General features: G+C 63.2%; 20 protein-coding genes, 2 tRNA genes and 1 pseudogene. 16 read left to right on the plus strand and 7 right to left on the minus strand.

The genetic code is table 11. The features are described 5' to 3' along the window. Nucleotides 1-496: pseudogene (locus CZ338_RS11160) on the minus strand (DUF1542 domain-containing protein); the annotation flags it as partial. Between the two features lie 133 nt (nucleotides 497-629). Between CZ338_RS11160 and CZ338_RS07580 the strand changes: the two are divergent. From CZ338_RS07580 to CZ338_RS07600, 5 genes are all read left to right on the plus strand, one after another. Then, a tRNA-Gly gene (locus CZ338_RS07580) sits at nucleotides 630-701 on the plus strand. Nucleotides 702-858: 157 nt separating this feature from the next. Continuing rightward, nucleotides 859-932, plus strand: a tRNA-Pro gene (locus CZ338_RS07585). A 70-nt stretch (nucleotides 933-1,002) separates the two neighbouring features. Then, nucleotides 1,003-2,403, plus strand: coding sequence for a trigger factor (gene tig, locus CZ338_RS07590; protein WP_087117653.1), 1,401 nt, complete (start codon nucleotides 1,003-1,005; stop codon nucleotides 2,401-2,403). A gap of 325 nt (nucleotides 2,404-2,728) precedes the next feature. Further along, nucleotides 2,729-3,310, plus strand: coding sequence for an ATP-dependent Clp protease proteolytic subunit (locus CZ338_RS07595; protein WP_087117654.1), 582 nt, complete (start codon nucleotides 2,729-2,731; stop codon nucleotides 3,308-3,310). A gap of 33 nt (nucleotides 3,311-3,343) precedes the next feature. Beyond that, on the plus strand, nucleotides 3,344-3,964 hold the full coding sequence (locus CZ338_RS07600; protein WP_087117655.1) for an ATP-dependent Clp protease proteolytic subunit: 621 nt from the start codon (nucleotides 3,344-3,346) through the stop codon (nucleotides 3,962-3,964). A 70-nt stretch (nucleotides 3,965-4,034) separates the two neighbouring features. Here CZ338_RS07600 and CZ338_RS07605 read toward each other — a convergent pair whose 3' ends face one another. From CZ338_RS07605 to CZ338_RS07615, 3 genes are all read right to left on the minus strand, one after another. Continuing rightward, a complete protein-coding gene (locus CZ338_RS07605) occupies nucleotides 4,035-4,562 on the minus strand; it encodes a hypothetical protein (RefSeq protein ID WP_087117656.1) in 528 nt (175 codons plus the stop codon). A gap of 82 nt (nucleotides 4,563-4,644) precedes the next feature. Next, nucleotides 4,645-5,199, minus strand: a complete 555-nt coding sequence (locus CZ338_RS07610; protein WP_087117657.1) for a hypothetical protein — start codon at nucleotides 5,197-5,199, stop codon at nucleotides 4,645-4,647. A 76-nt stretch (nucleotides 5,200-5,275) separates the two neighbouring features. Next, on the minus strand, nucleotides 5,276-6,049 hold the full coding sequence (locus CZ338_RS07615) for an alpha/beta fold hydrolase (protein WP_235839505.1): 774 nt from the start codon (nucleotides 6,047-6,049) through the stop codon (nucleotides 5,276-5,278). Between the two features lie 255 nt (nucleotides 6,050-6,304). On the opposite strand from CZ338_RS07615, the gene clpX reads away from it, so the two are divergent. After that, a complete protein-coding gene (clpX, locus tag CZ338_RS07620; protein WP_087117659.1) occupies nucleotides 6,305-7,576 on the plus strand; it encodes an ATP-dependent Clp protease ATP-binding subunit ClpX in 1,272 nt (423 codons plus the stop codon). A gap of 41 nt (nucleotides 7,577-7,617) precedes the next feature. Here the strand turns inward: clpX and CZ338_RS07625 are convergent, their stop codons facing one another. Continuing rightward, entirely contained in the window at nucleotides 7,618-8,451 is an 834-nt protein-coding gene (locus tag CZ338_RS07625) for a TetR/AcrR family transcriptional regulator (protein ID WP_235839506.1), read from the minus strand. A gap of 242 nt (nucleotides 8,452-8,693) precedes the next feature. Between CZ338_RS07625 and CZ338_RS07630 the strand changes: the two genes are divergently transcribed. The 7 genes from CZ338_RS07630 (at nucleotide 8,694) to CZ338_RS07660 (ending at nucleotide 19,185) form a co-directional block, all read left to right on the plus strand. Next, nucleotides 8,694-9,686, plus strand: coding sequence for a malate dehydrogenase (locus CZ338_RS07630; RefSeq protein WP_087117661.1), 993 nt, complete (start codon nucleotides 8,694-8,696; stop codon nucleotides 9,684-9,686). 44 nt (nucleotides 9,687-9,730) lie between these two features. Then, nucleotides 9,731-12,469, plus strand: coding sequence for a valine--tRNA ligase (locus CZ338_RS07635; protein ID WP_087117662.1), 2,739 nt, complete (start codon nucleotides 9,731-9,733; stop codon nucleotides 12,467-12,469). Between the two features lie 38 nt (nucleotides 12,470-12,507). Next, nucleotides 12,508-13,962, plus strand: coding sequence for a bifunctional tetrahydrofolate synthase/dihydrofolate synthase (folC, locus tag CZ338_RS07640; protein ID WP_087118190.1), 1,455 nt, complete (start codon nucleotides 12,508-12,510; stop codon nucleotides 13,960-13,962). Beyond that, the gene (locus CZ338_RS07645) at nucleotides 13,962-14,417 is read left to right on the plus strand and encodes a DUF4233 domain-containing protein (protein ID WP_087117663.1); all 456 of its coding nucleotides are present in this window, start codon (nucleotides 13,962-13,964) and stop codon (nucleotides 14,415-14,417) included. Before folC ends, CZ338_RS07645 begins: the two co-directional genes overlap by 1 nt. Before the next feature lie 169 nt (nucleotides 14,418-14,586). Then, nucleotides 14,587-15,738, plus strand: coding sequence for an acetyl-CoA C-acyltransferase (locus tag CZ338_RS07650; protein ID WP_087117664.1), 1,152 nt, complete (start codon nucleotides 14,587-14,589; stop codon nucleotides 15,736-15,738). A gap of 3 nt (nucleotides 15,739-15,741) precedes the next feature. After that, complete coding sequence (locus tag CZ338_RS07655) at nucleotides 15,742-17,940, plus strand: 3-hydroxyacyl-CoA dehydrogenase/enoyl-CoA hydratase family protein (RefSeq protein WP_087117665.1); 2,199 nt, start codon at nucleotides 15,742-15,744, stop codon at nucleotides 17,938-17,940. Nucleotides 17,941-18,051: 111 nt separating this feature from the next. Next, on the plus strand, nucleotides 18,052-19,185 hold the full coding sequence (locus tag CZ338_RS07660) for an HNH endonuclease signature motif containing protein (protein WP_087117666.1): 1,134 nt from the start codon (nucleotides 18,052-18,054) through the stop codon (nucleotides 19,183-19,185). An 83-nt stretch (nucleotides 19,186-19,268) separates the two neighbouring features. On the opposite strand, the gene CZ338_RS07665 is transcribed toward CZ338_RS07660, so the two are convergent. Beyond that, the gene (locus tag CZ338_RS07665) at nucleotides 19,269-20,474 is read right to left on the minus strand and encodes an acyl-CoA dehydrogenase family protein (protein ID WP_087117667.1); all 1,206 of its coding nucleotides are present in this window, start codon (nucleotides 20,472-20,474) and stop codon (nucleotides 19,269-19,271) included. A gap of 80 nt (nucleotides 20,475-20,554) precedes the next feature. Further along, a complete protein-coding gene (locus CZ338_RS07670) occupies nucleotides 20,555-21,748 on the minus strand; it encodes an acyl-CoA dehydrogenase family protein (RefSeq protein ID WP_087117668.1) in 1,194 nt (397 codons plus the stop codon). A gap of 312 nt (nucleotides 21,749-22,060) precedes the next feature. On the opposite strand from CZ338_RS07670, the gene CZ338_RS07675 reads away from it, so the two are divergent. The 3 genes from CZ338_RS07675 (at nucleotide 22,061) to CZ338_RS07685 (ending at nucleotide 24,804) form a co-directional block, all read left to right on the plus strand. Continuing rightward, entirely contained in the window at nucleotides 22,061-22,369 is a 309-nt protein-coding gene (locus CZ338_RS07675; RefSeq protein ID WP_087118191.1) for a hypothetical protein, read from the plus strand. Between the two features lie 20 nt (nucleotides 22,370-22,389). Next, nucleotides 22,390-22,800: a nucleoside-diphosphate kinase gene (gene ndk / locus CZ338_RS07680; RefSeq protein WP_087117669.1), complete on the plus strand. Its 411-nt coding sequence runs from the start codon at nucleotides 22,390-22,392 to the stop codon at nucleotides 22,798-22,800. A gap of 234 nt (nucleotides 22,801-23,034) precedes the next feature. Then, nucleotides 23,035-24,804 carry an alkaline phosphatase D family protein gene (locus CZ338_RS07685; RefSeq protein WP_087118192.1) on the plus strand — a complete coding sequence of 590 codons (1,770 nt, stop codon included), beginning with the start codon at nucleotides 23,035-23,037 and terminating at the stop codon, nucleotides 24,802-24,804. The last annotated feature ends 165 nt before the right edge of the window (nucleotides 24,805-24,969 follow it).

The following is a 24,969-nucleotide window of genomic DNA, read 5'->3' on the forward strand; positions in this document are numbered from 1 at the left end:
CCACAGCGCCGCCGGGGTAGTAGTGCGGAGTCTGCGAGCTCGCGTGCGGGGAGGCCTGGATAGTCTGGCCGTCGAATTCAGCGGTGCGCGGCTCGGTCACACGGCCGGCCTGACGTTGGGCCTCCAACTCCGGCAGCTGGGGGCCGGGCGCGAGGCCCAATATTTCGCGGGCTGCATCAACGTAATAAAGGCCTTCCAACGCCGACTCGCGGGCCAGCTGGGCTTGTCGCACCGTCGTGGCTTGGGTCAAGGCGGAATTGGCCGCGTTATAGCGCTCCGACGCGTCAGCCATCGCCTGGCTGGAGGCTGCGTCCGTACCCGAAATGGTGAGCACCTGGTGGCCGAGACGGTCGACCCACCGTCGGGCGTCGGCAAGCGCGTCCTCCAAGTTCGCGCCGTCGACCTGGGCGCGCTGGCTGTTGTTCTGCGCACCTCCGACAACCTTGACGGTGCCGAAGAGGATCACCGCGATCAGCAACAAACTCACAAGTCCCATGTCCACTCCTTCAATCAACCACTTTCCCCAACGATAACCGAGGCTCGGGCATTCCTTTCCTGGCCCTTTCCGGGCACTTTTTGGAGCGAGTCGCACAGTGGGTTAAGCTTGTCTGCGCGCATAAATCGCGTTCGGGAATGTCGTATAGTGGCTAATACCTCAGCCTTCCAAGCTGAAGACGCGGGTTCGATTCCCGTCATTCCCTCCGCTCCGGCCGGTCCATGCTTCATCGCAGGGCCGGCCTTAATCATGTGCGGGATCCGCGCAAGTGGCCCCCGATGATTCGGGTCTTTTTTGCTTCACGCTAGAATCGTCTCCCGTGAGTCAGCGTGGTGTGTTCGCCGGCGGCTCGCAGCGACCCACGGGGCGTGGCGCAGCTTGGTAGCGCACCTGCTTTGGGAGCAGGGGGTCGCAGGTTCAAATCCTGTCGCCCCGACAAGGAGACGCTTGTGCGCCTCCTGCAAATTTTTTGAACAAATACGCAATCTAGCCAGGAGAGAATTTCCGTGAAGACTTCCGTGGACAAGCTCAGCGACACTCGCGCGAAGCTGACCGTGACCGTTCCGTTCGACGAGCTCGGCCCGGAAATCGACCAGGCGTACAAGGCCATCGCACAGCAGGTCAACATTCCGGGTTTCCGTCGCGGCAAGGCACCGCGCCAGCTTATCGACGCCCGATTTGGCCGCGGCCCCATCCTCGAGCAGGTCGTCAACGACATGCTGCCGACTCGGTACGAAGCCGCTGTGACCGAAAATGACCTGAAGGTCATCGGGCAGCCCGAGATCGACATCACGAAGATCGAGGACAACGACTACGTGGAGTTCACCGCAGAGGTGGATGTCCGCCCGGAGATCGAGGTCCCGGACTTCTCCAAGATCTCCGTCGAGGTGCCGGCGCTGAAGATCGACGACGAGGCCGTCGACGAAGAGCTGGATAATCTGCGTGCCCGCTTCGGCGAGCTCAAGGACACCAAGCGCAAGATGAAGAAGGGTGACTTCGCTGTCATTGACATCGAGGCCACCATCGACGGCGAGAAGATTGAGGAAGCTTCCACCGAGGGCATCTCCTACGAGATTGGCCGCGACGACCTCATCGAGGGCCTGGACAAGGCCATCAAGGGTCTGAAGACCGGTGAGGAAGCAGAGTTCACCTCCGAGATCCAGTTCGGTGAGCACAAGGGCGAAGAGGCCACCATCAAGGTCACTGTCCAGCAGACCAAGGAGCGCAAGCTTCCGGAGCTGGACGAGGAGTTCGTCCAGATGGCGTCCGAGTTCGACACCGTCGAGGAGCTGCGCGAGTCTACCCGCTCCCAGCTGGAGGAGAACAAGAAGGCGCAGCAGGCCGCCGACATCCGCGACGAGGTGCTCAAGGCAGCCCTCGAGCAGACCTCATTTGAGCTGCCCAGCGCAGTTGTGGACGAGCAGGTGCACAACCAGCTGCACCAGATCCTCGGCCAGATGGCTCACGACGAGAACGCTTTCGCCCAGATGCTCGAGGCACAGGGCACGACCCGCGAGGAATTCGACAAGGAGTCCCGCGAGAACGCCGAAGACTCCGTGCGCACCCAGCTGTTCCTCGACGCTGTCGCCGACCAGGAAGAGCCGGAGGTCTCCCAGCAGGAGCTGACCGACCACATCCTGTTCACCGCGCAGTCCTACGGCATGGACCCGAACCAGTTCATCATGCAGCTGCAGCAGTCCGGCCAGATCGCTAACCTCTTCGCGGATGTCCGCCGCGGCAAGGCTCTGGCAGCCGCGATCTCCCGCACCTCCGTCAAGGACGACGAGGGCAATACCATCGACCCGAACGACTACTTCGGCGAGATCGACGAAGAGGAGATCAACGAGGCTGAAGCCGCCGACCAGGCAGTGGCCGACGCCGCTTCTGAGAAGGAAGAGGACAACTAAGCTTCCTCGCTGAACCTCCCCGCCGTGATTCGGCCGGGAGGTTCTTTCGGCTAGGCACCTATTTCGGCTCCCCAATCCCAAACACCGATTCCTGCCTATCTATTCACAAGGACAGGATAAAGCCGCGGATTGATCCGACTTTGTGAAAGGCATCCTGGAATAGGTATCTAGCCCGGCGGGGTCCGCCACCTGCCAGCCTCTACGCTGACAGCGAACACAGCCCCAAGCGGGGAATCCGCAACTAGGGTGGGGCGTTATCGTAGGCGAGAAACGACGATTGACAGAGTCACTCAGAGTCACATTGACAGATTTAAGGAGCACATCGATGACTTCTCCGGCAACCGGCATGAACCTCGGCGACTCGGTGTACGAGCGCCTGCTGCGCGAGCGCATCATCTTCCTCGGCCAGGAGGTGGACGATGAGATTGCCAACAAGCTGTGCGCGCAGATCCTCCTGCTGTCCGCCGAGGACCCGAACCGAGACATCTCGCTGTACATCAACTCCCCGGGCGGATCGGTCACGGCCGGCATGGCTATCTATGACACGATGAAGTACTCTCCGTGCGACATCGCCACCTACGGGATGGGCCTCGCCGCGTCGATGGGCCAGTTCCTGCTCTCCGGCGGCACTAAGGGTAAGCGCTACGCGTTGCCGCACGCGCGCATCATGATGCACCAGCCGTCCGCAGGCGTGGGTGGCACCGCTGCAGACATTGCCATCCAGGCGGAGCAGTTTGCGCAGACCAAGCGCGAGATGGCTGAGCTCATTGCGGAGCACACCGGCCAGACCTTCGAGCAGATCACCAAGGACTCGGACCGCGATCGTTGGTTCAACGCGCAGGAGGCGAAGGAGTACGGCATCGTCGACCACGTTATTTCGAACGCCCAGGGCACGATCAGCAACTAACCGGCAGAACAACACACAGAGGAGATAATCACTATGTCTTTCCAGATGCCCAACTCCCGTTACGTCCTGCCGAGCTTCATCGAGCAGTCCTCGTTCGGCACCAAAGAAACCAACCCGTACTCGAAGCTTTTCGAGGAGCGCATCATCTTCTTGGGCACCCAGGTCGATGACACGTCGGCGAACGACATCATGGCGCAGTTGCTTGTCCTGGAGTCGCAGGACCCGGATCGTGACATCACGATGTACATCAACTCGCCTGGCGGTTCGTTCACGTCCCTCATGGCGATCTACGACACGATGCAGTACGTCCGCCCGGATGTTCAGACCGTGTGCCTGGGCCAGGCTGCTTCCGCCGCTGCCGTGATTCTCGCCGCGGGTGCGCCCGGTAAGCGTGCCGCGTTGCCGAATTCCCGGGTGCTCATCCACCAGCCGGCCACTGAAGGTGCGCGCGGCCAGGTGTCTGATCTGGAGATCCAGGCTCAGGAGATCGAGCGCATGCGCCGCCTCATGGAGGACACGTTGGCACGCCACTCGGGGCGCACGGCGGAGCAGGTCCGCATCGACACGGACCGTGACAAGATTCTCACTGCCTCCGAGGCTGTCGAGTACGGCATCATCGACCAGGTCTTCGACTACCGCAAGTTGAACGCCTAAAGCGCTCGCTTATCGACGGTCCCCCCGCTGCTTCGTCCCCGAAGTCAGCGGGGGTGCGTTTTGCCAGCTCTTAATCGCAGATGATCATGTCCTTCTTCAGTTCGGCCGGGACTCCAAGCTCGTCAAGATGTCCCTCGTCGTAGCACTTGAAGCCAGTGAAGGTCTGTCCGGCTGGTTCAATTCGCTCCCAGTCTTGGCCGTTCCACATCATGTACGACGTAGCATCGGTCGCGTAGATGCCCACGCGGGCGAAGTGGCCATCGCAGTAAGAAGAAACTTCGTCGCCAGGCGACCCCTGCTCAACAGACTTCCAGTTGCACGGCCCCTTGTCGGAACCGCTGCTTGCATCGGCAGCCGCGGCAGGCTCCCGCTTCTGCTTGGCGGAATCATCTTCTTCGTCCACTGTTTCTGTCTCAGTCTCGTAAATCGTGGACACCGTAGTTGAGGCGCGCTCGGTAGTGGTTTCCTCCTCGGTGGGTGTGCTCACCTCTTGGTCCATGTTTGGTTCAGCGAGGGAATCTTCATCGTTGGAGCACGCGGTGATGCCGAGCGGGAGAGTCAGAGCGAAGAATGCGGCGGCGAGGCGGCGGGTTGTCATGGTCGTAGCGTTCCTTTGTCGTCTCGGAATGTGTTCAATTCACACCTTAGTGCTGGGTGTGAACCAGCCCGTTGAACAGCGGTTAGGGCATCACTGTCTTGTCTGGCCCAGCGACGGTGAAGGACTCGTCGTTGTAGCCGCACTCGATGCTGTCGCCGTCGGGAGCTTGGCACCAGCCATTGAGGTACTCGAGGCGCTCACCTGGCTGCAGTTCTCCGGAACCGGCGCTACCGCCCTCAAGGACGCCCCATGAGGTTCCTTCGTCGCTAGCGAAAATCGCGCTCGGTCGTCCGGTGAAGGGCACCCACGGGTTGCCCGGCATGTCCTCCAAGTCGGGCACTGAATCGTCCGGATTAGCGGAACAAGCGACGGCTGCCGCGCCGAGTGTGCAGAAGTAGGCGGTCCCGGCAACAGTCATAGTGACGTTTGCGTTGTCCCCTAGGTCGTCCATGAAGGGCTCGGGGGATACCAGTGAGTATTCAGGCTCGTCCGTTTCCGACACCAACGTGGGAGTGATCACTTCAGCCGACGGGGTGTTCGTCTCTGGGGCGGTGTCGTTGCCATCGCTGGAGCAGGCGGTGGCAACCAGCGGCAGCGCGAGCGCGACACCGGCGGTAGCGAGGCGGCGGTGGGTCATGGTGCGATCCTTCGTTCAAGAGCAGGTGCTATTCATGACACCTTATCGTGGCAGGTGACCCATCCCGCCTGATTCGCTATTTTTGAAGGAAAGCCAGCAACGCCTCGTTGAACTTCTCCGGTTGCTCGGTGCCAACTTGGTGAGAGGCGTTTTCAATGACAACGCATTCTGCCTCGCCGGTCACGCCCGCGGCGATCTCCTGGAGTTGCTGGGGGCCTGTCGACGGATCGTCGGCGCCCGCGATGGTGAGAACCGGCACAGTGATCTCCTGAAGGCGCTCGTCGAAGCCCCATTTTGCGAGTGCGTCGCCGCATTGCGCGTATGCCTCGGGATCGACAGAGCCGACCATCGCTTTGAACTTATCGACGGTCTCAGGCTCCCGTTCCTTGAACCCGTCCGTGAACCAGTTGTCCACAGTGGGATCCACGATGGACGACATTCCGTCGTTGCGGGCGGTGTCGGAGCGCCCCTGCCACTTGCCTGCGCCACCTAGGAATGTCGCTGTGGAGGCGAAGACGGCGCTATCAACACGTTCGGACGTGGCTGCCAAGTACTGAGTGATGGCGCCGCCCATCGACAGGCCGACGATGGTGCAGTGCTCGATGCCGAGGGATGTGAGCGTCTCTAGGACATCCCGGGCGAGATCGTCGACACTGGTCATGCCCAGATCAACAGCAGGGGTGGGTGAGTCGCCGTGGCCTCGGTGATCGATGCGCACGACGCGGTACCGCTCCTCTAAGGCGGGGAGCTGCGGCTCCCACGCCTCGTGTGTGGTGCCGATGGATGGGAGCAGCACGACGGTTTTCTCGCTGTTTTCGTTGCCGGATACGATGGAATGCAGTGTGGTCATGTTCCTCATTGTCCCGAAAAACAACGTCGCTTGCAGGGCTCCTGCGGGCCCTCTCACTGCGATGCCACTCCATCTGAAATAGTGGTGGATAGAGCGGAGTCTCCGCCTAGAAGATGGATTTCACAGGCGTTCGAATGACCGCATTCGGAATGTTCACCCCACCAGGTAGCGTTGTGGGCTACAGCAATCCATTGAGAGCTCCCACAAAAAGAACCGAACCGACACCACGAGTTAAAGCGAGAAGTAGAACACCCCATGGCAGTTACGCAAGACAGCTCCGACCTGTTGAAGTGCTCCTTCTGCGGCAAGAGCCAAAAGCAAGTTCGCAAGCTCATCGCCGGCGGCGGCGTGTACATCTGCGACGAGTGCATTGAGCTGTGTAACGAGATCATCGAAGAAGAGCTGGCAGGAGCTCAGTCCCAAGACAAAGGGGACGATAATAAACTGCCGCGCCCTTCCGAGATCACGGCGTTCCTGGATCAGTACGTGATCGGCCAGGACCAAGCGAAGCGCACGCTCGCAGTTGCGGTTTACAACCACTACAAGCGTGTCCGGACAGAAAAGGAAAGTCTTCGGAAGAAGGACGAGGACGTCGAGATCGCCAAGTCCAACATCCTTCTTCTCGGTCCCACAGGCTCGGGAAAGACATACCTGGCGCAGACTCTGGCGCGGATGCTCAACGTGCCTTTCGCTATCGCCGACGCGACGAGCCTCACAGAGGCCGGGTATGTCGGTGAAGACGTGGAGAACATCTTGCTCAAGCTGCTTCAGGCAGCGGATTTCGATGTGGAGCGTGCACAGAACGGCATCATCTACGTCGACGAGGTGGACAAGATTTCCCGGAAGTCGGAGAATCCGTCGATCACCCGGGATGTGTCCGGCGAGGGCGTCCAGCAGGCACTATTGAAGATTCTTGAGGGCACCGTGGCATCCGTCCCGCCGCAGGGCGGCCGCAAGCACCCGAATCAGGAATTTATCCAAGTGGACACCACCAATATTTTGTTCGTGGTCGCTGGAGCCTTCGCGGGTCTGGATAAAGTCATTGCGGAACGCGTGGGCAAGAAAGGCATCGGCTTCGGCGCGGAGATTGACAGTGCTGCGCAGCGAGAAGAGCAGAATCTGCTCGCGCAGGTGCAACCCGAGGACTTGGTCAAATTCGGACTCATTCCGGAGTTCATTGGTCGTCTGCCCATTGTCGCGGCGGTGGAGAATCTCGACGAGGAGTCCCTTGTGCGCGTGCTCACTGAACCGAAGAACTCGCTAGTGAAGCAGTACCAGCGACTATTCACCATGGATGACGCAGAGTTGCGATTCACTGAGGATGCCCTCGCAGCTGTGGCTAAGAAGGCGGCGGACCGCGGCACCGGTGCCCGTGGTTTGCGTGCGATCATGGAGGACACACTGGTGCCCATCATGTACGACCTGCCCGACCGCGAGGACGTGGAAGAGGTCGTGGTCGATGCGGATGTCATCACGGGCGAGGGCGAGCCGGAGTACATCCTGCGGAACACAAAGAAGTCCGCGTAGTGCCCGCGGCGAGGGGAGAGCTCAGCGTCAGCCAGTTCTAGCTATTCCCCGGAAGGGATGGCGGTGTAGTTGGGGTCGTAGATGCCGTCGATAAGCGTGTCCGCGATGTAGTCGCCCTCGCTCGACTCGTCTTTGTCCGTGGGCTCAACTGCCTCGGGTACGGATTGCGTCAGGTAGGACTCGTATCCTGAGTTCGGGATATTAGAGGTCAGGAAAGTCAGCACAGAGTCGATGGTCAGGCGGCGCATGCCTTCTGTGTTGGCGGGGCTGAGCAGATTGATCTGGCCGAATTCGTCCAACGTGGCATGGTTTCCAACACGGAAGAACGTCAGAGAGGCGATGAGCACCACGATGTCCGTGGCGGATATGCCCGGGCGGAACGCGCCCGCGTCCTGCCCCATGAGCAGAAGTCGCTCGATTTGAAGGAACACTTCGGAATCGTTTCGCACCGTGGTGATTTCTTCCGGGGTGAGCACTGGGTCCAGATTTTCCCGCAGGAATAACCGGATTGAATCCGGGTTATGGATCATCCGGTTGTATAGCACGTCCACGAAACGGCGGATGCCCTCGACGGGCACGGCGTAGGAGCGGTCCAGGAATTCCTGGGGAGGGGAGAAGCTCCATGCTGCACGGGTCAGCGCCCGGCGGTACAGCTCTCTTTTGTCCCCGAAGTGGTAATGCAGCATTCGTTTCGACATGCCGGCTTCCCGGGCAACTGAGTCGAGCTTCGTGGCGGCGTACCCCTGTCGTGCGAAGTGGCCCAAGGCGATGTCCACGGCGCGCTCCAGCACAGCGTTGTCAGCGTTGTCGGCGTTTTCGATGGTATCGGTCACCTCGTTGCCGGGCCGGGAGCCTGGGTGCAAGGACTCCGTCACAGCTTCTCCTTTGAAAGCTCGCAATAGTTTCTCGGCGGTGCGCGAACGCTCCCGCCGTCTCCCCTTCATCGTGCCCAAACGGGGTTGCACGCGCCGAATGAACGGACGAAAGTGGGCGTTGGGTGTGGAAATTGCCTAGAACAACGGGGGTAGCATGGGTGGTGTCACACAGACCCCGCACGCCTTTTCGGGGGGTGATGCCACCCTGCCGGGGAGCGGGAGAGATACGTGAAGGAGAAGAAATGACTAATCCGCAGGAAGCTCAGAAGACCGTCAAGGTTGCCGTCACGGGCGCCGCAGGCAACATCGCTTATTCGCTGCTGTGGCGGATCGGATCCGGCGAGGTGTTCGGTGCGGACACGCTCGTGGACGTTGCGTTGCTGGATATTCCGGATGCCGTGGGCAAGGTCGACGGTGTGGCGATGGAGCTCAACGACTCCGCACTGGGCAATATCCGCAACATCACTGTCACAGCCGACCCGACCACGGCGTTCGACGGCGTGAACGCGGCGTTCCTCGTCGGTGCCAAGCCGCGCGGGGAGGGCGAGTCCCGCGCCGACATGCTGGCCGCTAACGGGAAGATCTTCCTCGAGCAGGGCCGGGCGATCAACGACCACGCGGCGGATGACGTCCGCGTGCTCGTCGTGGGCAACCCGGCGAACACGAATGCCTACATTGCTAACAAGGCGGCGCCTGATGTCGCGCCGGAGCATTTCAACGCTCTCATGCGGCTCGACCACAACCGTGCGATCTCCATGCTGTCGGAGAAGCTCGGGGAGCACTCGAGCGCGTTCGAGAACATCCTCGTGTGGGGCAACCACAGCGACACCCAGTTCCCAGACATCACCTATGCCACGGTCAGCGGAGAGTCCGTGGCGGACCGCGTGGAGCGCGAATGGTACGAAAACGAGTTCATTCCGCGCGTGGCCAAGCGCGGCGCCGAGATCATCAAGGTTCGTGGCCGCTCTTCGGCGGCATCCGCGGCATCCGCGGCAGTGGACCACATGCGCGATTGGGTCAACGGCACCGAGGGCAAGTGGGTCACGTCCGCTGTCGTGTCCCAGGGCAGCTACGGGGTTGACGAGGGCCTCGTTTTCGGGTTCCCGGTCATCGGCATCAACGGCCGTTGGGGCATCGTGGAGGGGCTCGACCTTAACGACGATCAGCGCGCACGCATCGACGCCAATATCGAGGCGTTGCGCGCTGAGGCGGAGATCGCCGACAAGCTCTTCTAACTCCCTCGCGGTCCGCCGAGGCGTCACGGCTACACTGTCATACCGTGACTGAATCTAGCGCGACGTACAACGAGCAGCTTATCGGTGTCAGCCGGGCGGATGCCCTGCCGAAGAGCTGGGAGCCTCAGGACCTCGAGCAGGGCATCTACGAAGACTGGGTGGCCAAGGGCTATTTCACGGCCGACCCGTCTTCGGACAAGCCCGCGTACTCGATCGTATTGCCGCCGCCGAACGTGACGGGCCAGCTGCACATGGGCCATGCCCTGGACCACACGCTCATGGATTCGCTGGTCCGCCGCAAGCGCATGCAGGGCTACGAGGTCCTGTGGTTGCCGGGCATGGACCACGCTGGCATCGCCACCCAGACCAAGGTCGAGGCCATGCTCAAGGAGACCGAGGGCAAGGACCGCTACGACTACGGCCGCGAGGAGTTCATCGGCCGCGTCTGGGAATGGAAGGAAAAATACGGCGGCACGATCACGTCGCAGATGCGGGCGATCGGTGATTCCGTCGACTGGTCGCGCGAGCGCTTCACGTTGGACGAAGGGCTCAACCGCGCCGTCGTCACCATTTTCAAGCAGCTTTTCGACGCCGGGATGATCTACCAAGACTACCGCCTGGTCAACTGGTCGCCGGTGCTGGAGACCGCCGTTTCCGACATCGAGGTCGTGTACAAGGATGTCGAGGGCGAGTTCGTTTCCATCCGCTACGGCTCGCTTAACGACGACGAGCCGCACCTCATCGTCGCCACCACCCGCGTGGAGACGATGCTGGGTGATGTCGCTATTGCCGTCCACCCGGACGACGAGCGCTACCAGCACTTGGTCGGCCAGGAATTCGACCACCCGTTCCGCGACGACCTGAAGCTGAAGGTCATCGCCGACGATTACGTGGACATGGAACTGGGAACCGGTGCAGTGAAGATCACCCCAGCCCACGACCCGAACGACTACGAGATGGGTCTGCGCCACGACCTGGACATGCCCATCATCATGGACAAGACCGGGCACATCGCGGACACCGGAACCGAGTTCGACGGCCTGACCCGCGAGGAAGCCCGCGTGAAGGTGCGCGAGGCGCTGGCTGAGCAGGGGCGCATCGTCAAGGAAGTCCGCCCCTACGTCCACTCCGTCGGCCACTCCGAGCGCACCGGCGAGCCGATCGAGCCACGTCTGTCGCTCCAGTGGTTCGTGAAGGTTGCCGAACTGGCCCGCATGTCCGGCGAGGCGGTGCGCGAAGGCGACACCGTCATCCACCCCGAGTCCCTGAAGAAGCGTTACTTCGACTGGGTGGACAACATGCACGACTGGACCATTTCGCGTCAGCTGTGGTGGGGGCACCGCATTCCGATCTGGTACGGCCCGGAGGACGCCGACGGCAACCGCGACATCATCTGCTGCGGCCCCGACGAGGAACCGCCGGCGGGCTACGAGCAAGACCCGGATGTCCTGGACACCTGGTTCTCCTCTGCTCTGTGGCCGTTCTCTACGATGGGCTGGCCGGATAGCACCCCGGAGCTGGAGAAGTTCTACCCGACGACCGTGCTGGTCACGGCCTACGACATCCTCTTCTTCTGGGTCGCGCGCATGATGATGTTCGGCACCTTCGCCGGAACCCAAACTCCCGAGATTCTCGGCGCAGGCACAGGCGGCCGCCCGGAGATTCCTTTTGAGCACATCTTCCTCCACGGTCTCGTCCGCGACGAAAAGGGCCGGAAGATGTCCAAGTCCCTCGGCAACGGCATCGATCCGATGGACTGGGTGCGCGACTACGGTGCGGACGCCCTGCGTTTCGCGCTCGCCCGCGGTGCGAACCCGGGCATCGACCTGCCCATCGGCGACGACAACGCCGCCGCTGCCCGCAACTTCGCCACCAAGCTCTACAACGCCACGAAGTTCGCGCTGATGAACGGCGCCGCCGTCGGCCCGCTGCCGTCACGCGAGGAGCTGACAGACGCGGACCGCTGGATTCTGGACAGGCTGGAAACGGTGCGCGGGGACGTCGATAAGCTTCTGGACGACTACCAGTTCTCCAAAGCCAACGAAGAGCTCTACCACTTCGCGTGGGACGAGCTGTGCGACTGGTACCTCGAGATCGCGAAGACCCAGATTCCCCGCGACGGCGAATCCGAGCGAGGCCGCACCACCCAGATCGTGCTCGGTCGCGTCCTCGACGTGGTTCTGCGCCTGCTGCACCCGACGATGCCGTTCGTCACCGAGGTGCTCTGGAAAGCACTCACCGAGCAGGAATCCCTCTGCCTCGCAACGTGGCCGACCGCCGAGGACACCAACGGCGGCGCAGAGGTGGACACCACCGCGCAGCGCCGCATCACCGACGCCATCGCGCTGATCACCGAGCTGCGCCGCTTCCGTTCCGACCAGGGTGTCAAGCCGTCCCAGAAGGTGCCGGCGCGCCTCGACTTCGCCAAAGCGGACCTCGCCGGGCAAGAGGAGATGATCCGCTCGATCGCGAGGGTGGAGGAGCCGGGGGAGGACTTCGCGGCGTCGGCAAGCATTGAAGTGCGCTTGAGCGAGACGACGCTTGACGCGGCCCTGGACACCTCGGGCACCGTCGACGTCGCGGCGGAGCGCAAGCGCCTGGAAAAGGAGCTCGCTGCCGCGCAGAAGGAGCTGGGGACCACCGGCAAGCAGCTCGGCAACGAGTCCTTCCTGGCTAATGCTCCGGCCGAGGTCGTGGAGAAGATCAAGGCCCGCCAGCAGGTCGCGCAGGAAGAGGTCGAGCGCGTCACCGCCCGCCTCGAGGGCCTGCCGGAGGCGAAGTAGTGGCGGAGAGCGAAGACCAGGGCGGATACGACATCCGCATGGACGAAGACGGGCTCGTGCTCAATCTAGGCGACGAGCTTATCGACGCCCCGTCCGATTCCCCCGACTCCGAAGCCCCCGTAGCGCGGCCGGTGAGCGACACCGACCTTGCTGAACTCGCCCGCGTGGAGAGTGAGCTGCTCGCGCGCTGGCCGGAAACGAAGATCGATCCGAGCCTCGACCGCATCGAGATGCTCATGGACTTCCTCGGGCACCCGGAGCGCGCCTACAAAGTGATTCACGTAGCGGGCACGAACGGGAAGACCTCGACGGTGCGGATGATCGAGTCGCTGCTGCGCTCCTTCGGCGCGCGCGTCGGCCGGACGACCAGCCCGCACCTGCAGTCCATCACCGAGCGCGTCGGCATCGACGGCGAGCCGATCCACCCCGCGGATTTCGTGCGCATCTACGAGGAGATCGCACCCTTCGTGGAGATGGTGGACGCGAAAAGCAGCCACCCGATGTCGTATTTCGAAGTGACCGTTGCGATCGCGCTCGCGGCATTCGCCGACGCTCCTGTCGAGATCGCTGTCGTCGAAGTCGGCATGGGTGGCACGTGGGACGCGACGAACGTCGTCGAATCAGACGTGGACGTGATCATGCCCGTCGGCCTCGACCACACCGACTACCTCGGCGACACCATCGGCGAGATCGCTGGGGAGAAGGCCGGGATCATCCGCCGCCCCGAGGCCGTGACCATCGTGGCGGACCAGGAGGCGGACGCAATGCGCGTCATCCTCGAGCGCACTGTCTCCGTCGGCACCGCGGTCGCGCGCCTGGACCAGGAATTCGGCGTGGAAGAGACCGGCGTCGCCGTCGGCGGCCAGACCCTGACGCTGCGCGGCCTGTCGGGTACCTACGACAACATCTTTCTGCCGCTGTCCGGCCCGCACCAGGCACGCAACGCCGCTGTCGCGCTCGCAGCCGTCGAGGCGTTCTTCGGTGCCGGAGCGGAAAAGCCGCTCGACGCCGACACCGTCCGAGCCGGTTTCGCCGCCGCTGCATCCCCCGGCCGTTTGGAGCGCGTCCGCTCCACCCCGACCACGTTCATCGACGCGACGCACAATCCGCACGGAGCGCAGGCGCTCGCCGCCGCCATCGAGCGCGACTTCAACTTCGCGCGCCTCATCGGCGTGCTGGGCATCCTCGACGACAAGGACGCCGTCGGCGTGTTCACCGCCCTCGAGCCGGTGCTGAGCGAGGTGGTGATCACCCAGAACTCGTCGCCGCGCGCCACCGACGCCTACGAGCTCGCGGAGACTGCCCGCGACATCTTCGGCGAGGAACGCGTCCACGTCGAGGAGCACCTCCCGTCCGCGTACACGCTGGCTGTCGAGCTCGCCGAAGAAGCACTCGAAGCCGTCGGTGTTCAGTCCGGTTCCGGCGTGCTCATCACCGGATCCGTGGTCACCGCCGGCGAGGCCCGCGCCATGTTTGGAAAGGACCCCGAATAATGTCCCGTACCCCGCGCCAGAACCGGCCCGTCGAGTACGGGCCCCTCGGCCCCGGCTCCGCCCCGGTCAAGGACCCGATCAAGGGGCTGTCCGGCGTGCTCTCAGGCACACTCGTCATGGAGGCGATCACGATCTGGCTGTGCCTCACCGTGATCCTCAAAATCAACGACGGCGAACTCTGGACCACCTTCAACTGGGTCTTCATCACCGCCATGGGGCTCATTCATTTTCTCGCCGCATTCTTTCAGCGGCACCCGAAGGCATTGCTTATCGACGTCGCCCTTCAAGTCCCCCTAATCCTCGTCGGCTTCTTCATCCACTGGTCCGTCGGGGCAGTGGGCATCATGTTCGGGATCGTCTGGTTCCTTATCGTGAAAATGCGTGCCGAGATCCTCGAACGCCAGCGCCGCGGCCTGCTCACCACCCAGCACCTGGGCACCGCCGAGGACGCGTAGAACGGGGCGGGCAGGCGGTCGGTGGTCCGTCGATAAGCGTGCGCTCGCCCCGCACGCGTGTGGCCGGGGACACCCGCGACGAAATATGTGATCCAGGGTCGAAACTCGGGTGTGATCTTTCCTATAATTGTGGGGATGTGTAATCCAGCACAATCGATGAAGGAGATCCATGTCTGAGCCTATTTACATCACCCAGGCCAAGCGCTCGCCCGTCGGCACGTTCGGCGGTTCGCTGTCGCGTATGGCGACCATCGACCTTGGCACCCACATCGCCAAGGCCGTCATCGAGGAATCCGGCGTCCCCGCCGAGAACTTCGACTCCTCTGTGTGGGCCAACGTGGTCACCACGATCCCGCGCGACAACTACACCTCCCGCGCGGTCGCTCTTGAGGCAGGCATGCCGAAGAGCTCCCACGCCTACGGCGTGAACCGCCTCTGCGGCTCCGGCGTTCAGGCCATCATCTCCGCCGCGCAGCAGCTCATCACCGGTGACGCGAAGCTCTCCATCGCCGGCGGCGTCGAGGTCATGTCCCAGGCCCCGTACTCCGTCGAGGGCATGCGCCAGGGCCGAAAGATGGGCGACGGCCGCCTGATCGACTGGCTCACCGGTGCACTGACCGACCCGATGGGCAACGGCGGTATGGGCATCACCGCGGAGAACATCGCCGCGAAGTACGGCATCTCCCGCGAGCGCCAGGACGAGTACGCGCTGCAGTCCCAGGAGCGCGCAGCCGCCGCTATCGCGAACGGCGAATTCGTGGAGCAGATCGTCCCGGTCGGCGAGTTCACCACCGATGAGCACCCGCGCCAGACCACCCTGGAGAAGCTCGGTGGCCTGCGCCCGACCTTCAAGAAGGACGGCACAGTCACCGCCGGTAACTCCTCCGGCATTAACGACGCCGCCGCGGCAACCGTCATGACCACCGAGTCCGGCCTGAAGGAATTCGGCCTCGAGCCGCTGGCCAAGGTCGTCTCCTGGGGCGTCGCCGGCTGCGACCCGGCCACCATGGGGCTCGGCCCCGTCGCCGCTGTGCCGAAGGCTCTGGACAAGGCTGGCCTGTCGCTGAACGACATCAAGCTCATCGAGTCCAACGAGGCCTTCGCCGCCCAGTGCATCGCCGTCGCGGACCAGCTCGGCTTCGACAACGACAAGACCAACATCCAGGGCGGCGCCATCGCTCTCGGCCACCCGATCGGCGCCACCGGCGTCGTCCTGACCACCAAGCTCATCCACCAGCTGAAGAACGCTGGCGGCGGCTACGGCCTCGTCACCGCCTGCATCGGCGGCGGCCAGGGCATCGCACTCATTCTGGAGGTTTAAACAATGGCAGCTAAAGACATCAAGACCGCGGCAGTTCTCGGTGCCGGCTCCATGGGTGCCGGTATCGCCGCGCACATGGCCAACGCGGGCATCAAAGTCCACCTGCTCGACCTTCCGCTCGAAGACGGCGACAACCGCGACGGCCGTGCCCAGAACGGCATTGACACCCAGCTGAAGCGCTACGGTTTCCAGCGCCCCGAATACGCCAAGCTGGTCACCCCGGGCAACACCGAGGACCACCTTGACCGCCTCGGCGAGGTCGACTGGATCGTCGAGGCCGTCTTCGAGGACATCGACGTCAAGCGCGACACCTTCGCCAAGGTCGACGCCCACCGCAAGCCGGGTACCCCGGTGTCCTCCAACACCTCCACCATCCCGCTTGAGGTTCTGCTGGGCGAGGCATCCGAGGAGTTCAAGCGCGACTTCTCCATCACCCACTTCTTCAACCCGCCGCGCGTGATGCGACTGGTCGAGTACGTCGAGGGCCCGGACACCTCCGCCGAGGTCAAGGAGCAGATGCACCACGTCCTCGAGCGCCAGATGGGCAAGGTCGTCGTGGACTGCCGCGACACCCCGGGCTTCATCGCTAACCGCATCGGCAACTTCTGGATGGCCGTGGGCGCCAAGACCGCCTTCGACCAGGGCATCAAGCCGGAGCAGGCGGACGTCGCGTTCGGTCGCCCGTTCGGTGTTCCGCGCACGGGCATCTTCGGCCTCTTCGACTACGTGGGCATCCAGCTCGTCCCGGGCATCTGGGGCTCCCTGCTCAAGGCGCTCCCCGATACGGACGCGTACCAGGATTACAACATCGTCGAGCGCGACGAGTTCAAGACCCTCCTGGACAAGGGCTTCACCGGCCGCACCGCGGAGTCCGGCTTCTACCGCGGCCGCGACGAGGTCTACGACTTCTCCGCGGGCGACTACCGCCCGAAGGAGAAGTTCGAGGTGGGCAAGGACCCGAAGGAGCTCATGGAGTCCGGGACTCCGGAGGGCGACTACGCACGCGAGGTCTTCAAGGTCTTCATCAAGTACTGCTGCGACACCGCACCGGAGATCACGGACACCGTCGACCAGATCGACATCGCCATGCAGCTCGGTTACGGCTGGAAGAAGGGCCCGTTCGAGCTCGCTGATTCCATCGGCATCGACTACGTCGCATCGCTTTTCGACGACGCCCCGTCCCTCCTTCAGTCCGCTCAGCAGGCCGGCGGCTTCTACGCTGACGGCAAGGTGCTCGGCACTGACGGCCAGTTGACTGACCTGCCGAACCGCGAGGGTGTCATCCGCGTGGCTGAGCTTGTCGCCGGTGCCGAGGAGATCGCCGGTAACGACGACGCCACCGTGTACAAGCTCACCGACGGCGACTACGCTGGCTTCGGTGTCTTCGTGTACAAGACCCCGATGAACTCGAACTCCAACAACGTCACTGAGCTGTGGACGCACGCGCCGGAGTGGGACCTCAAGGGCCTTGTCATCGCCAACGACGAGGAGCGCGCTTTCTCCGCTGGTGCCGACCTGGGCACGCTGGCGAAGCTGTCCGGCCCGGAGGGCGATGCCGAGGAGCTCGCCCGCACCATCAAGCAGGGCATCGACGGCCTCCACGGTGCACGTGTCGCTCGGTACCCGGTTGTCGGCGCTGTCCGCGGCGTCGCCCTCGGCGGCGGCATGGAGCTGCTGCTGCACACCGACGCGTCCGTGATCCACGCTGAGACCCGCGTCGGCTTCCCGGAGCGCAATGTGGGCCTGTTCCCGGCATGGTCCGGCCCGGTGCGCCTGCTGGAGCGCCTGGTGGATCTGGGTGTGCCGAACCCGCACGCAACCGCGTTCAGCGTGCTGCTCAACGTCAAGCCGGTGCCGGCAGTCAACGTCGACTTCTGGCGCGAGAACGACGAGGTCATCCAGTCCCCGGACCACGTCGTCGAGGGCGCACTCGAGCTGGTGAAGAAGCTCGCTGATGGCTACTCCGCCCCCGCGGACGCCGAGCTCCCTCTCACCGGTGAGACCCTCGAGTTCACCGACGGCTCCGATACCGACAAGGCGATCGGCGATGCCCTGGCCAAGGTCTTTGCCGGCGAAGGCACCGCGAACGAGGACGAGCTGGCTCAGCGCCAGGTGGATGCCGCTACCGAGGTTCTCCTTCGCCAGGAGAACCACGACCGCGCCGTGTCCATGGCCACCACGCGTAAGCCGCTTAACAACTAGTCGGCCGACCGCACGACCGGCATCCCGCACCGCGCGGAGTGCCGGTTTTTGCGTACTGTAGTGCGCAAACAGGCCTTTCCTGGGGTTGCTTCTTCGGTTAGCGTACGGGCCATGAGGTTCACTGAATTGGTCCGGGCGCTGTCCGACAGCGTTGTGGACGCGCTCGCGGAATTCGACCGCGAGACGGCGCTCGCCGCCGGCATTGAACCGAACCGTGTCCGCGGGTGGGCGCGGGTACACGACGCGTTCTTCGGCCGCACGAAGTGGACGAAATGGCAGCGGAGAGCGCTAGACAAGGCGCGGGGAAGCGGGCTCTCGATCGACCAGCTCGCCTACATTGAGTCGCGGCTTTCGCTTATCGACGATCCCTCAACCCGCTGGAAGACCCGCCTGACCCTCCTGGGCACCCGCGGCAACTTCGATGCTGTGAAGCGCCGCGCAAAGAAGCTGGTGCCGGACCCGGAGCCCACTCCGCCTGCGGATGCCGTGAAGTTCGGTCGCGCCGCTTCGGGTAAGCAGACCATGACGGTGACTGCAGACCAGCGCCTTATTGCCGACACCGAGCATTTCCTCCGCGACGGCATTGACACGTCAAAGCCCGCCATGCCCCAGATGTCCGCCAAATTCGAAGACCTACTGCGCGGCAATCTCGGCTCCGGCTCCGGCTCCGGCCCCGCCCCGACTACGTCCGCTGTGCCGCATGCTCAGCCCCGGCCCATGGTCCTCGTCGGGTTGCCGGACTACGTGAGCATCGTCCGCGGCGAGGGCGACGAAGTCATTCTCGGGCTCACCGACGGCACGACCATGACAGGAGCGGAGTTCCTCAACCGCTTCGTCGCCACTGCGGAGAACGAATTGGAGGCGGCGGTTTTCCACCCGGAGGAAGGCGCGGTGAACCTGTACCGGTTGAGCCGTTTCGCCAACCAGAAGCAGCGCGATCTCGCCCGCGCCGCGATGCCGACATGCTCCCAGCCGTTCTGCCGCCATGGTGCCGATGCGTGCGAGATCCACCACGTCACCCCCTGGGCCAGGGGAGGGGAGACGAACCTGGCGAACCTCGCTCCGTTGTGCAGCTACCACAACCGCGTCAACGACGATGATCCGCGGCGAGCCAGACGCGGACGCATCGAGATGCACCGGGGAACACCTGTCTGGGTCTCACCGCGCGGAAAACTCGTGCCTCAGATGCACCACAGGTATGGCGCGATGTCGACGCTATTCGGCACGGACCCGCCGCCCGGTTGATCGTTGACGCAACCCGCCAGCACCGGATTAAGAAAAACCGGACCCTGCTACAGCAGGATCCGGCTACTTACCGTGCTCTCGTTCTATGAACGGTATGCGGATACTCCGGTAATGGACTTGCCCACGATGAGGGACTGGATGGTGTCGGTGCCCTCGTAGGTGTGCAGTGCCTCGATGTCCGCGTGGTGGCGTGCCACGTCATTCTCGAGCAGGATGCCCACTCCGCCGAACATGTCGCGCGCATCCGCGGCGATCTTGCGGGCGCCGCGGGTGTTGTGCACCTTGGCCAGAGCGGCCTGCTTCTCGTTGAGCTCGCCAGCTTCCTCCAGCTCCAGCAGACGGCGGCAGTACAGCGCCATGGAGGTCACTTCCTGCAGCATGTCCGCGAGACGCAGCTGGATGATCTGGTTCTTCACCAGCGGGCGGCCGAACTGGGTGCGGCGCTGCGCGTAGTCGAGGGCCTTCTCGTAGCAGTCGATCGCCATTCCGAGTGCGACCCACGCGACAGCGATGCGGGTGCCCGTCAGGACACGAGCGGTGTCGCGGAAGGAGCGGGAATTGGGGAGGCGGCGGTCGTCGGAAACGCGGACGTCGTTAAGCGTGATGTGCGCCTGCGGAATGCCGCGCAGTGATGCCTTGCCGACGATTGTTTCCGCCTCGTACCCCTCCTGGTCCTGGTCGACGATGAAGCCTTTGACTTCGCCGTCTTCCTCGTCGCGCGCCCAGATGATGGCGATGTGGCCGACGGAGCCGTGGCCGATCCACTTCTTCTCGCCGTTGATGACCCACTCGTCGCCGTCGCGGCGCGCGGACGTCTCCAGACCGATCGAGTCCGAACCGTGGTCCGGCTCCGTCAGCGCGAAGCCGCCGCGGATCTCCATGCGGGACATGGGGCCCAAGTACTTGGCCTTCTGCTCTTCGGAGCCGCACTCGGAAATCGAGCGCATTGCCAGACCAGACTGCACGATGTGCGCGGTAGCGGTCGACGCGTCCGTGCGCGCCAGCTCCATCTGGATGAGGCGGTTCGCGCGGATGGAAATGCCGGGCTCGCCGTCGATGGAAATGCCGTCGGTGACGAGACCGCGGCGCGCTGCTTCCTCCACGCCCGGGATGTTGTACTCGGCTTTCTCCCACGCCTCGTTGAGCGTCGGGCGTGCCCACTCCATGAACTCGCGGGCCTTCTTCCACCATTCGAGGTCCTCGCCGTCCACGTCGGCGAACACTTGGTAGTAGTCCGTCTTCGGGTTGAGGATGGCGGCGACGCCGGAAAGATTCTCATCTTGAGTCATAGTTTTTCTCTCCTCTATGAGTTAGAAAAGCTGCACCGCGCGGCCAAGCCGGTCGCAGTGCAGCTCAAAGTGATCTGACCTTAGCCGGCGAACGCGCCGACGCCAGTGATGGACTTGCCCACGATCAGGGACTGCATCGTGTCGGTGCCCTCGTAGGTATGCAGTGCCTCGATGTCCGCGTGGTGGCGTGCCACGTCGTTCTCGAGGAGGATGCCCACGCCGCCGAACATGTCGCGGGCGTCAGCGGAGATCTTGCGGGCTGCGCGGGTGCAGTGGACCTTAGCCAGAGCTGCCTGCTGCTCGGTTAGCTGGCCGGACTCCTCCAGTTCGAGGAGGCGGCGGCAGTAGAGGAACATCGAGGTCAGGTCCTGCAGCATGTCGGCGAGGCGCTGCTGGATGATCTGGTTCTTCACCAGCGGACGGCCGAACTGGGTGCGGCGCTGAGCGTAGTCGAGAGCCTTCTCGTAGCAGTCGGTGGCCAGTCCGAGCGAGGCCCATGCGACGGACACGCGGGTGCCGGCGAGGACCTTCGCGCAGTCACGGAAAGAGTTGGCGCCCGGCAGGCGGCGGTCTTCGCCGACGCGGACGTTGTTGAGCTTGATGTGGGCCTGCGGGATACCGCGGAGGGATGCCTTGCCCACGATCGTCTCAGCCTCGTAGCCCTCCTGGTCCTGGTCGACGATGAAGCCCTTGACCTGGCCGTCCTCGGTGTCGCGGGCCCACACCACAGCGATGTGGCCGACAGAGCCGTGGCCGATCCACTTCTTCTCGCCGTTGATGACCCACTCGTCGCCGTCACGCTGCGCGGTGGTCTCGAGGGCGATGGAGTCGGAGCCGTGGTCCGGCTCGGTCAGAGCGAAAGCGCCGCGGATCTCCAGGTGGCACATCGGCTTGAGGTACTTGGCCTTCTGCTCCTCGGAACCGCACAGCGCGATGGACTGCATGGCCAGGCCGGCCTGGACACCGAAAGCGGTGCCCATGGAGGCATCGACACGCGCGAACTCGAAGGCCATGAGGCGGGAGGCACGCACGGACATGTGCGGCTCACCCTCGATCTCGATGGCGTCGCGGAACAGGCCGCGCTTGCCAGCTTCAGCGACGACGGGGATTTGGTATTCGGCCTTCTCCCAACCCTCATTGATGTAGGGGCGGGCGAACTCGCCGAAGTCGCGGGCCTTCTTCCACCATTCGAGGTCCTCGCCTTCGATGTCGGCGAACACCTGGTAGTAGTCAGTCTTCGGGTCCAGCAGGTCGTGAACTGGGTTCTCAGCCATGATTTCCTCTTTCTTGGGTTCCGGAGTGGGTTCCGCCCCGCGAAATGTGGAGCAAAACCATAACGCCTCTAATTGTGACGTATGTCGCAGGTGTTTACAAACGAATGCGCGCCGATTTTTGTGGGATTAGTCGCACCGTCCGTGACCGTGCGGAATGGGTAGGAGAAAAGGCCGGAGCCGAGGGGGTGGGTCCCGATCCCGGGGCGCCATTCCATTGCCCTGGCGTGGCGTCCCTTGGTGTAGCGTGCCTGCGACCAGTTCGAAAATGTGTTCTACCGCCACCTTCTGGCGCAAGTGGGTATCCTCGACGCTATGCAAGCTGCTTCCCTCGCGCTCGCCGCGGTGCTGTCCATTGCTGCGATCGTCATCGCGTTCACGAGTGTTCCCCGTTGGATTGCCGTCGTTCTTCTTGTTGTGGCTGCCGTGGCCCTCTTCGTAGGTTTGCGGGAGAAATATCTGGCGATGGAAGACGAGACGCTCGAACTTGATGCCGAACAGGAGGAGACCGTGCGCCGCCTGAAGGCGGAAGGGCGCGAGGATCTGGCCGTGCGGCAGGTGCAACTGTGGTTCCGCAACACCGACCATGGGTCTGCGGCGGCTGTCGTGCGCGACATCGTTTAGTTGGCGGTAGTGTGGGGCGCATGACTGAACGCACTCTGATTCTGATTAAGCCCGACGGTGTCGCAAACGGCCACGTGGGGGAGATCATCTCCCGCATTGAGCGTAAGGGCCTGAAGCTCGTCGAGATGGACCTGCGTACTGCAGACCGCGAGACCGCTGAGAAGCACTACGCGGAGCACAAGGACAAGCCGTTCTTCGGGGAGCTCGTAGACTTCATTACCTCGGCACCGCTCGTGGCGGGCATTGTTGAGGGCGAGTCCGCGATCGCCGCGTGGCGTCAGCTCGCCGGCGGCACCCACCCGGTGGAGAAGGCTACCCCGGGCACGATCCGCGGCGACTTCGCTCTGACGGTCGGCGAGAACGTCGTTCACGGTTCGGACTCTCCGGAGTCTGCGGAGCGCGAGATCGCCATCTGGTTCCCGAACCTTTAAGCTTCACAGTTCTAAACTGTTCCAACCCGCGCGGCGTGCGCGGGTTTTTGCGTTTCACCAGGGGAATTACTCGTCGTTAAGCGTGCTGTTGCTGTAAGTGCGAGGCGCTGGATTCTAGGAATGTGAATGCGTGCGCCCCTGCAATGTGAACGCCATATGAATTAAAGCCGAACAATCGGCGGTGGGGCAGGGTTCCGGTTGCGAGGTGTAACTGGGGGCCCGATTCTTATGGTCATGACTGAAAAGAATCTTCCTCGTCGTCGCTTCCTTGCCGGTTCCGCTGCGGCCGCCGCCGGCGTCGCTGTGGCTGGTAACGCCACTGCCAACGCACAGCTGTCCTCCTCCAGCTCCCTGTCTTCTGCACGTCTTCCGAAGATGAAAGAGGCTGAACACTCCGCGTTCATGCACGGTGTCGCTTCCGGTGACCCGACTCCGGAAGCTGTGATCATTTGGACCCGTGTCACTGTCAGTAAGGAGGCAGTTCCCGGCTCTGGGAAGGGTGCCGATGCTGTCGTCAATTGGGTAGTCGCCAGCGATAAGGAACTCAAGTCCGTGGTGCGTTCTGGCGAATTCACAGCCCGCGCGGCAAGCGACCACACGGTGAAGGTGGATGTCACGGGCCTCGAGCCGGGTACGACCTACTACTACGGTTTCAGTTGGAACGGAAAGAAGTCCCCGACGGGCACCACTCACACCGCTCCGGAAACGACAGCCCGGCTGAATGAATACAAGCTGGCTCTCGCATCGTGCGCAAACTGGGAGTGCGGTTACTTCGGTTCCTACCGCGGCATGGCCCGCGCGGCACAGCAGGGCAAGATCGACATTGTTGTGTTCCTCGGCGATTACATCTACGAGTACCCGACAGGCGAGTACGCCGGTAAGAGCGGTGTTTCCCGCCCGCACGTCCCTACGAACGAGATTGTGACGCTGAAGGACTACCGCGAGCGCTACGGTCGCTACCGCACCGACCGCAACCTGCAGGCAGCGCACGCTCTCGTTCCGTGGGTTGTGGTGTGGGACGACCACGAGTCCGCAAACGACTCGTGGCGCGAGGGCGCAGAGAACCACACTCCTGAGAAGGAAGGTCCCTGGTCGAACCGAGTGTCTGCCGCGCAGCAGGCGTACTACGAGTGGCTCCCGGTCCGCATTACGCCGACCTCCAAGGAGGGGCACCTGTACCGCAGCTACCAGTTCGGTGACCTGATCAAGCTGACCATGATGGACTTGCGCACCTACCGCGATGAGCCGCAGAGCGCGCTCAGCCGCGAGAACGGTGCTGCAGGACGCACCATGCTGGGTAGCGAGCAGTTCAACTGGGTCAAGCACGAGGTTGAGACGGCGAACACAGCATGGAACGTTCTCGGCAACTCGGTCATGATTTCTCCGATGGAGATCGGCCACCTGCCGGCGACGACGGAGGACAACCGTCTTGCCAACCAGGTCCTGGACGACTTCACCGGCTCCACGGGCATCGTTCCTGAAGAGCCTAATGTGCCCGCAACGGGCATCGTCGCCAACAGCGACCAGTGGGACGGCTACCGCGCCGAGCGCGCAAAGCTTCTCGACGTCCTGTCGAACACCCAGCCCCACACCCTCGTCCTGACCGGTGACATCCACTCCGAGTGGGCTCACTCCGTGCAGCACAAGGGCAAGGAGATCGGTTGTGAGATGGTCTGCTCTTCCATCTCCGCTCCGAACGTGGACGAGATTGTCACCACCTACACCAAGACGTACACCCCGGAGGACAACCGCATCACTCACCTCGTTGAGGGTGTCATGTACGCCTCGAACCCGTGGGTCAACCACGTCGACTTCGACTCCCACGGTTTCGGCATCGCTAACGTGTCCAGGAACAGCGTCAAGATGGACTTCTACCGTGTCTCCGACGTCGAGGACCCGGGCGCTACCGCTGAACTCAAGGTCTCCCGCACCTGGGTTGCCGGCCAGGGTTTCCAGAAGGACAAGGAAGTCAACGCTACCCGTGGTAGCCAAAAGAACAGCTAATAGCTCGATTCGCTGAACCGCTCCCCGCAAGCTGGGACTGACACGTCAGTTCCTGTTTCGCGGGGAGCTTTTTCATTGGGGTCGCTGGGGCAGAAACAGCCCCGCGGGCCAAGGCTGCGGGGAAGAGCCATGCGGGGCGGCAACCCATGTCCCGTTCAAGTGAAA

This window comes from Corynebacterium urinipleomorphum, assembly GCF_900155535.1.
In the GTDB taxonomy this organism is placed as follows: Bacteria; Actinomycetota; Actinomycetes; order Mycobacteriales; family Mycobacteriaceae; genus Corynebacterium; species Corynebacterium urinipleomorphum.